The sequence below is a fragment of the Enterococcus alishanensis genome (genome assembly GCF_019218635.1).
Lineage (GTDB): Bacteria > Bacillota > Bacilli > Lactobacillales > Enterococcaceae > Enterococcus_A > Enterococcus_A alishanensis.
This window is the reverse complement of record NZ_JAHUZB010000018.1, coordinates 1-8,091: the sequence shown is the minus strand read 5'-3', so window position 1 is coordinate 8,091 and position 8,091 is coordinate 1. Positions and strand designations below refer to the sequence as shown.

The 8,091-nt window shown below is 31.9% G+C and carries 10 protein-coding genes and 1 pseudogene; 6 read left to right on the top strand and 5 right to left on the bottom strand.

The window, feature by feature from the left end:
- Positions 1–186: hypothetical protein (locus tag KUA55_RS17990; protein ID WP_218327753.1), on the top strand; the 186-nt coding region annotated here is incomplete at its 5' end.
- Positions 187–433: 247 nt separating this feature from the next.
- A pseudogene (locus KUA55_RS17985) lies at positions 434–977 on the top strand (IS6 family transposase); the annotation flags it as partial.
- A 43-nt stretch (positions 978–1,020) separates the two neighbouring features.
- On the opposite strand, the gene KUA55_RS17980 reads toward KUA55_RS17985, so the two are convergent.
- Positions 1,021–1,671, bottom strand: a complete 651-nt coding sequence (locus tag KUA55_RS17980; protein ID WP_218327752.1) for an HAD family hydrolase — start codon at positions 1,669–1,671, stop codon at positions 1,021–1,023.
- Between the two features lie 158 nt (positions 1,672–1,829).
- Positions 1,830–2,027 carry a hypothetical protein gene (locus KUA55_RS17975; RefSeq protein WP_218327751.1) on the bottom strand — a complete coding sequence of 66 codons (198 nt, stop codon included), beginning with the start codon at positions 2,025–2,027 and terminating at the stop codon, positions 1,830–1,832.
- Between the two features lie 351 nt (positions 2,028–2,378).
- On the opposite strand from KUA55_RS17975, the gene KUA55_RS17970 reads away from it, so the two are divergent.
- Together KUA55_RS17970 and KUA55_RS17965 are read left to right on the top strand one after the other, a co-directional pair.
- Positions 2,379–3,137 carry a class I SAM-dependent methyltransferase gene (locus tag KUA55_RS17970; protein WP_218327750.1) on the top strand — a complete coding sequence of 253 codons (759 nt, stop codon included), beginning with the start codon at positions 2,379–2,381 and terminating at the stop codon, positions 3,135–3,137.
- A 19-nt stretch (positions 3,138–3,156) separates the two neighbouring features.
- Positions 3,157–3,438, top strand: coding sequence for a cupin domain-containing protein (locus KUA55_RS17965; RefSeq protein ID WP_218327749.1), 282 nt, complete (start codon positions 3,157–3,159; stop codon positions 3,436–3,438).
- Between the two features lie 225 nt (positions 3,439–3,663).
- Here KUA55_RS17965 and KUA55_RS18615 read toward each other — a convergent pair whose 3' ends face one another.
- The 3 genes from KUA55_RS18615 to KUA55_RS17950 form a co-directional block, all read right to left on the bottom strand.
- The gene (locus KUA55_RS18615; RefSeq protein WP_218327755.1) at positions 3,664–3,882 is read right to left on the bottom strand and encodes an integrase core domain-containing protein; all 219 of its coding nucleotides are present in this window, start codon (positions 3,880–3,882) and stop codon (positions 3,664–3,666) included.
- 88 nt (positions 3,883–3,970) lie between these two features.
- The gene (locus KUA55_RS18845; RefSeq protein ID WP_218327754.1) at positions 3,971–4,168 is read right to left on the bottom strand and encodes an IS3 family transposase; all 198 of its coding nucleotides are present in this window, start codon (positions 4,166–4,168) and stop codon (positions 3,971–3,973) included.
- Between the two features lie 148 nt (positions 4,169–4,316).
- Positions 4,317–4,571 carry a transposase gene (locus KUA55_RS17950; RefSeq protein WP_218327748.1) on the bottom strand — a complete coding sequence of 85 codons (255 nt, stop codon included), beginning with the start codon at positions 4,569–4,571 and terminating at the stop codon, positions 4,317–4,319.
- Positions 4,572–4,965: 394 nt separating this feature from the next.
- Here KUA55_RS17950 and KUA55_RS17945 point away from each other — a divergent pair, with 394 nt between their 5' ends.
- Together KUA55_RS17945 and KUA55_RS17940 are read left to right on the top strand one after the other, a co-directional pair.
- Entirely contained in the window at positions 4,966–7,704 is a 2,739-nt protein-coding gene (locus KUA55_RS17945; RefSeq protein ID WP_218327747.1) for a MucBP domain-containing protein, read from the top strand.
- Positions 7,705–7,738: 34 nt separating this feature from the next.
- On the top strand, positions 7,739–8,091 hold a 353-nt coding region (locus KUA55_RS17940; RefSeq protein WP_218327746.1), incomplete at its 3' end, for a MucBP domain-containing protein.

The window sequence follows — 8,091 nt, the reverse complement described above, 5'->3', positions numbered from 1 at the left end:
GTTGAAAGTACGACAGATACGAATCAGTCGCCAACAACAGACACAACTACACAAAAATTAGTTATCACACAAGAACGGCAAGGTCGCTATCCGCAAACTGCAGATTTAACGAATATGTATTGGATATTTTTAGGTATACTATTATGTTTGATTGTAATAGTCATTAGGAATATTATAAAAAATTAAATACTCTCATCATCTCGATGAAGTGGATTTAGAAAAATGATGTGCCTTGAAAGCCGTATGTTTTTCACAGGAAGTTAATTTTTAATACATTCATAGAATTTATTAATCATTCTATTGATACTTAAATTAGTCAAAAAAAAGACCTAAAAAAATATTTTTTTGGGTCTTTTTTAGGTTCTGTTGCAAAGTTTCCGATAAGTTTCTTTTAGAGTAAGATGAATAAAAAAGATAGCTTGGAGGAATAAAGATGAATCATTTTAAAGGAAAACAATTTCAAAAAGATGTGATCATCGTAGCCGTAGGCTACTACCTGCGTTATAAACTCAAATATCGAGAATTTCAAGAAATTATGTATGACCACGGAATTAATGTTAGCAATACAACCATTTATCAATGGGTTCAAGAGTACGGTCAGATTCCTTACCATATTTGGTAAAAGAAAAACAAACAGTCTTTTTATTCGCGGAAAATGGACGAAACCTATATCAAAATTAAAGGTAAATGAAATTATTTTTATCGTGCTATTGATGCGAATGGTTTAACATTAGATATTTGGCTACGCAAAAAAACGGGATACACAAGCTGCGTATGCCTTACTCAAAAGGTTAAGAAAACACTTCGGAGAACCAAAAGTTCTGGTGATGGACAAAGCACCATCCATTGGAAGTGCTTTTAAAAAGTTACAAAGAAACAGACTTTATATCAAGACAGAGCATCGAGTAGTCAAATATCTCAATAATTTGATTGAACAAGATCATCGACCAATCAAACGAAGAAGTAAATTTTATCAATTAATTTGTTACAGATAATTTTAGTTGACCCACAAAAAGTCTATCAAGTTAGCATCTCTTTTAATTGGCTCGGGCTATCTGCTATAAAAGTGGGAGAGCTTTTTTTTAGCTCTTTTAAATTATGACTTCCCCAAGTGACTGCTACGGTTGTAATTTCAGCAGATTTACCCATCTCTATATCGAAAGTAGCATCCCCTATCATAACTGCAGTATTCTTCTCGAAATTATATTTTTTTAGAATTTGTAAAATTCCATATGGATGTGGTTTGTATTCTTTTACTCTATCTGAACCATAAATTTCTTCGAAATAGTCTCGAATGTTCAATTGTTTTAAATTTCGATCTAAAACATCAGTTTTTTTACTCGAGAGGACAAAACATTTTATTTCCTTGCCATGAAGGGCATCAAGCACTCCAGGAAAATATGGGAAAACTTGTAAAGTAGATCGCTCATTATTTTTATAGCAATCTCGAAAAGTAGTTATTAATTCAGCTAATGTATTGTCATCAAGTGTTTCTTCAGACATATCTAAGAAAGATTGTTCTATAGGGATTCCCATATAGTGTTCAATCAATTGATGACTTGGGACACTAAATCCCATCATAGAGAACGCTTGTTGTGTAGAACGGACACTGCATTCTTTCGAGTCCGCTAAAGTCCCATCAAAATCAAATATTACACATTTAAATGACATGTTGACTACCCCTTTTTATCTTATTTTATCATACGCAGTTTTAGAATATTTTTTCGCTTCTAAATGTGTCTATTAACTTTACAAATTTATACCAAGTTGCTGCTTTGGAGCATTTATTTTCTTTTGTAAACTAGTTACTTCTTATACAATATAAACAGCTAATTAAATCCGAATAGTTTGTCTAAAATAGTAGAACTACCTGGTAGGAAAAGAAATAAACTCATCATAATTAATAAAATACCAAATACAAGGCTAATGATTACAAGCTTCGTCGATTTAGGTACACTTTTGGCCTTTGCTCCAATAACAACCATACTAACACCTAAAATTAAAATAAGAAAATACCATAATCCCATAAAATTCCCCCTTTCTTGAATGCATTTTAAATATTATATCGTAAAACATCAATTAAAGACCCCCTCCATTCATGTCACAAAGAATGTAGTTCTTCTTAGTTATTTAACTCCTAGGTTTCCATAATCGCAAATATTAAAAGCAGACCTAATTAGGTCTGCTTTTTTATCTACATAAATCGCATTATACAAAGTTAACAAATCAATTCGAGTGTACTCGTTAAATCATTTTTTTCTTAAGATGAAATTAGTTTGTTTTATTTCCTAAATTTGATTGGTCATTGTGAATCAATAAATATAATGATAGACTGTAAGTGATAACTATTCTCATTTAGATAATTAATAATAAGGAGCATGGATATGGAAAAAATGGTAGGTCACAATTTTTTAGCTAAGTTAGGAAAAACACGACTTCGTCCTGGAGGAGTGACAGCTACCAAGTGGTTAATTCATCAAGGCCACTTTTCAAGTAAAATGAAGGTGTTAGACGTTGCATGTAATATGTGTACTACGTCTATAGAGTTAGCTAAATCTTTTCATTGTCATATAACAGCTTTAGATTTGGAAAAGAAAAATCTTGAAAAAGCTAAAATAAATATAGCTAATAATAATGTCGAAAATTTCATTGATTTAATTCAAGGAAATGCTCTAAAACTCCCCTTTGAAGACAATTGTTTTGATATTGTTATAAATGAAGCTATGCTTACAATGCTCAACAACAAGGCAAAAGAGAAAGCATTGAAAGAGTATTATCGAGTATTGAAGCCAGGAGGAAAGCTTTTAACTCACGATATTACCTTCTATGACGAGAATTTAGTTACACCTATTGACAAGTTAAAGGAAACTATTAACATCAACGTATGCCCACTACCCATTGATGAGTGGGAAAAATTGATCAAACAAAGTGGATTTTCCTCTGTAAAATATGATACCGGAGACATGACACTCATGTCTTTCCAAGGTATGATAAAAGATGAAGGTCTTTTGAATACTATAAGGATAATTAAGAATGGACAAAAAAAAGAAAATAAAATTATGTTTAAAAAAATGCATAAATTTTTCACAACCGAAGGGAAACAACTAAAATATATAGCATTATGTAGTGAAAAATAAAATAAAAGGAATGGTGTATATGATTGGCAATGTACAAAATAAATTAGGCAAGGTAATAGAGAAACGAAATTTTAAAACTGTAAAAAAAGTTATACCTAAAGGCGATACTATTCCTAAACATAATCATGAAAAACAAGAAATTTTATTTACTGTGGTTTTGGGTAAAATAACAATCAATTTGGATAATGATGAAGACCATACTTTGACTCCAGGAGAAATATTATCTTTCAATGGTAAACACTACATTCAAGGAACAGCATTAGAAGACACAACTATTTTTGTTACCCTTATCGACGAATGAGAATTTTTAAGAGAAAAGGTAGCTAACAGTAAAAGCTAGTTCATTTGCTGAATTGGCTTTTACTGTAAGTAATTCTTCTAATACTAAGAAGTCAAAAGACTATTAAATTAAGGAATGAAATATCTTTCTAATGACTTTTTGTCCAATATACAATACATTAGAAAGATGAATTTGGGTCAATATCTTGGGAACATTTTAGTAGTGACAATCACACTATTTTTTCTTTCACCAACTTATCAATTTCCTTTGAGGTATGATAGTTAATAGAGCCATGGATTCGATTTCGGTTAAACATCCTTCGATGTAGCTAAATAGGGCTCGATTCGCTTCTTCAAAATCTAAATAATTAGTCGTGTAAACTTCTTCCTTTTTCAATGGAGCGTGGAAAGATTCGATTCCAGCATTATCATAAGGTGTTCCTTTTCTACTATAAGAATACTTTATTTTGTTAGTTTCAAGACATTATTCCACTCCTCTCGTTGTGTATTGGCTGCCCATTTCTCACAAATAGTTTTAGAAACAAAATCCTGATTTAAGAGATTTTCTTTTGAAATAATCGGTTTGTTAAATCTTTGAGAGATATATTTTTAACTACAATCGACCTCAAATTTAATTGTTTCATTAGCTTTTGGACATAGTTAAGAGGTACTGAAACACCTTCTTTTAATAGAACGTGATAGATTTTTGTTCCACCATAGCATTGTTTATTTATGAAAAAAATTGTTGAAATATCTTTTTCAACGTATTATATCTGATTTCTTTAGCTGCCAATGTTTTTTTATAAAAATAATAGACACTTATAGGGATTTCTAATAAACGGCACAACAAAGAATCAGTGTTATCCTTGCACCATTTTTCAATGAATTGAAAAAGCGAATTTAGGTTTTCCAAGAGAAAAGGGCTGCGGCTTTTTTTAAGATTTCAAGTTCCTCTTTCAAACGAGCATTTTCTTTTCTCAACTCAGCCACTTCTTTTCCAGTCGGTCCTTTGGACTGATTAGGTAAATATAAATTCTTCCATTTGTAAATCGTTGTTTCAGATAAGCCATATTCTTTCGCCGACCCTCGAACAAAACGTCCAGTTTGATTCAGTTCAACAATCATTTGTTTAAAATTTTCTTCATATCGAGCCATAATATCCATCCTCTCGTAGATAAGTTTAGTTTATTCTCGTCTCTACGAAAAGCTGTTTAAGATTTGATACTAACACCAAAAAAATATGATATAATTATCGTTTAATATGTCTCAATTTTTTGAATCGTGGAAAAAATATTTAGGTTCGTGTGTAATGATATCTATAGAAATAGGGGGGATTTTTTGAACAACAGTAAGCAGGTGCTTTATCAGAAGTTTATAGTAGTTCAATTCCACACGTGAATATTCTGTCAATAGAACACAATCCGCATATTGGTGAGCTTTTTTTACGTGAGCATAGAACATGAATTAGAGTTTTTTAATTGATTAATTTCAGTTTAGTAATGCACATTTATATTCTCTTGATTTATAAATTAATAAGAAGGAGATTTTTATGAAAAAAATATTATTCATTGTTTTGTCTTGTTTTTTCATGCTTCCTAGTACATTAAGCTTTGCAAAGATAGACAATAGTTACCGCCATTCAAATAGAAATCATATCGAAACTTTTACTTTGTCTAACTCATCTGAACAAGACGATAATTTGGCTATTAATTTTCAAAATGAAATAAAAAAAAATACAACAAAACAATCAAATGATAATATGGTCACTGGAATATGGGGTTCGGTTAGTTGGGAATTTGATTTGGATACTAAAACCCTAAAATTTACAAGTAGTGGTACGCTAGGAGAATATGCAAGTTCTCCATGGAATACAGGTATTGAGAACATAGACGATATTTCGTATATTATTTTCTCCGAAAAAGTATTCGCACCGGAAGATAGTACTAATTTGTTTTCCCAATTACAATACTTGGTATCAATTAATGCCACAGAAATTGATACTACAAATGTTAAAATTATGACTAATATGTTCTCAGAAAATTTTAGACTGCAAAAATTAGATTTAAAAAATTTCGATACATCAAGTGTTACAGATATGTCAGGTATGTTTTTTCAGACTTTTGCTTTAGAGGAATTAGATGTTTCAAGTTTTGATACCTCAAATGTAACTAGTATGTCTAACATGTTTAATTTCTCAGTAGGATTATTCAATATTAATTTATCGAATTTTGATACTTCAAGTGTCACTGATATGAGTTATATGTTTTATGGGTTGTCAGTCTCAGAAATAAATCTCTCTAATTTCGACACATCCAATGTAACTGACATGAGTTTTATGTTTGCAGGGAATAATAATCTGAAGTCTTTAAATATTTCTAATTTTATTACAGCTAAAGTTACGAGCATGGAGTCTATGTTTGAAGGTCTTTCAAGTATGGAAGAGCTTGATGTATCCAGTTTTAGTACAAATAGAGTTGAAAATATGACAGCTATGTTTGCACGGATGGAAAACCTAAAACATTTAGAAATTCTAAATTTTGATACATCCAGTGTTATAGAAATGAGCAGTATGTTCGATTCTTGTATGAGTTTGGAAGAACTAGATCTGTCTAGCTTCCGAACACCTAATGTAAAAAATATGAATGGCCTGTTCTATTTTACAGCTTATTTGAAAAAATTGAATATTTCAAATTTCATCACTAATGAGGATACTGAGATAAATGAAATGTTTACTTCAGACTTTTATTTAGAAGAGATTGTAATGAGTCCGTTCTTTAGAATGGACAATTCAGCAGGTTTGGAAGAATTAGTAGCAGATGAAACTTACACGGGGAACTGGCAAAATATAGGTAGTGGAAATAATGAAATGCCAACTGGAAAAAATATCTGGACATCTGCCGAGTTTATGAAAAATTACCGTGGGGAAACTGATGCGGACACCTATATTTGGCAAAAAAAACGAGATGAAGCAGCACATTTAATCATAAAATATCAAGATACTAAAGGAAATGAAATAAGCCCTGCTCAAAGTGTTTCTGGTAAAATTGGTGATCCGTATACTATATCAATTGAAGACTACAATATTTCTATTGCTGGTTATACTTTTAAAAATACTGATGGCCCACTGTCAGGATTTTTAGGCTATTCAGAACAATCGGTCACTTTTATTTACGAGAAAACTCCTATAAAAGGTGCAGACGTAAACGTGCATTATACAGACACAGATGGGAATACAATAGCTCCTGACGTTGTGAAATCTGGAAACGTTGGGGACTCTTATACAACAGAACAATTAGCAATAGATGGTTATACTTTCAAAGAAGTACAAGGTAATGCGACAGGTACATTTACTGCGGATCCTCAAGAAGTAACCTACATCTATCAAAAGGATATTAAAGTTGGTGGAAATGTTACAGTTGAATACTGGGAATATGATTCCAGCGGAACACCAGTTAAAAAAATCCATGATGATACTATAATTACCGGAAATGTTGGAGAACGTTACCATGCAGAGGCCTATTATGTGACAGGATATGGATTTAGTGGTGTAAATACCGAAACAGGACTAAGTCCTATTAGTGGATTAATTACTGATGCTACTCAAACAGTCAAATTAATTTACAACAAATTAACTGCTGCTGTATCTGACGGTCTCGTTTTGATTCAGTACCAAGATGACCAAGGAAATGTTATCTCAGAAAATGACTTATCTCAAGGAAAAATAAATACGGCTTACGAAATACAACCAAAAACTATTGAGGGATACACGCTGAAAGATACCATTGGAAATACTAAAGGAATTTACAATGAGAACGTGCAAGTGGTGACATACATCTACACAAGTAATGATGTTCCTGATGAAGTATTGGTTCCAGTATGGCGTGCATATAACTTAAATGATGGAGACCATTTATATACAACTAGTAAAGACGAATACGATTGGATTGTAGGTCTTAAGTGGCAAGCCGAAGGGGTGGCATTCCAAAGTGTATTATCTTCTTATGAGCAAGCAGTTCCTGTTTTCCGATTGTACAATCCTAATTCTGGAGAACATTTTTATACTGTAAGTCAATCAGAATATCATAATGTCGCTTCAAAAGGATGGAAGAAAGAGGGGACGGGCTTTTATATGGTACCAAAGGAAAAAGGCCATCCAATCTATAGAGTCTTCAATCCAAACGCTACGGGACCAGGTTCACATTTATTTACAAGAAGTAAAACAGAAGCAGACTGGTTAATCGGATTAGGTTGGAATGATGAAGGGATTGCATTCTATAGTCCTAGATAATAATTGAAAAATATAAAAAAGGAGTACATTTTGCATGAAAAAAAATATAATCAAATTTCTAACTTTTATAGGAATTCTTTTTCTGGGTGTTATTGGCACCCTTAATGCGCAGGCCGCTGAAGAAACAGGTGGGAATATAACCGTTGAGTATTGGCATTATGATATTGATGGAAATACTGTTGAAAAGATTCATGATGATGTTAGTTTAAGCGGGAATATAGGAGATCGTTACCACGCAGAAGCCTTTTATGTACCAGGATATGGATTTAGTGGTGTAAATACTGAGACAAATTATAGTCCTATTAGTGGCTTAATTACTGCTGAGGCTCAAACTGTTAAATTAATTTATCATAAATTAAATGATGAAAGTACTGAAGGATTAGTATT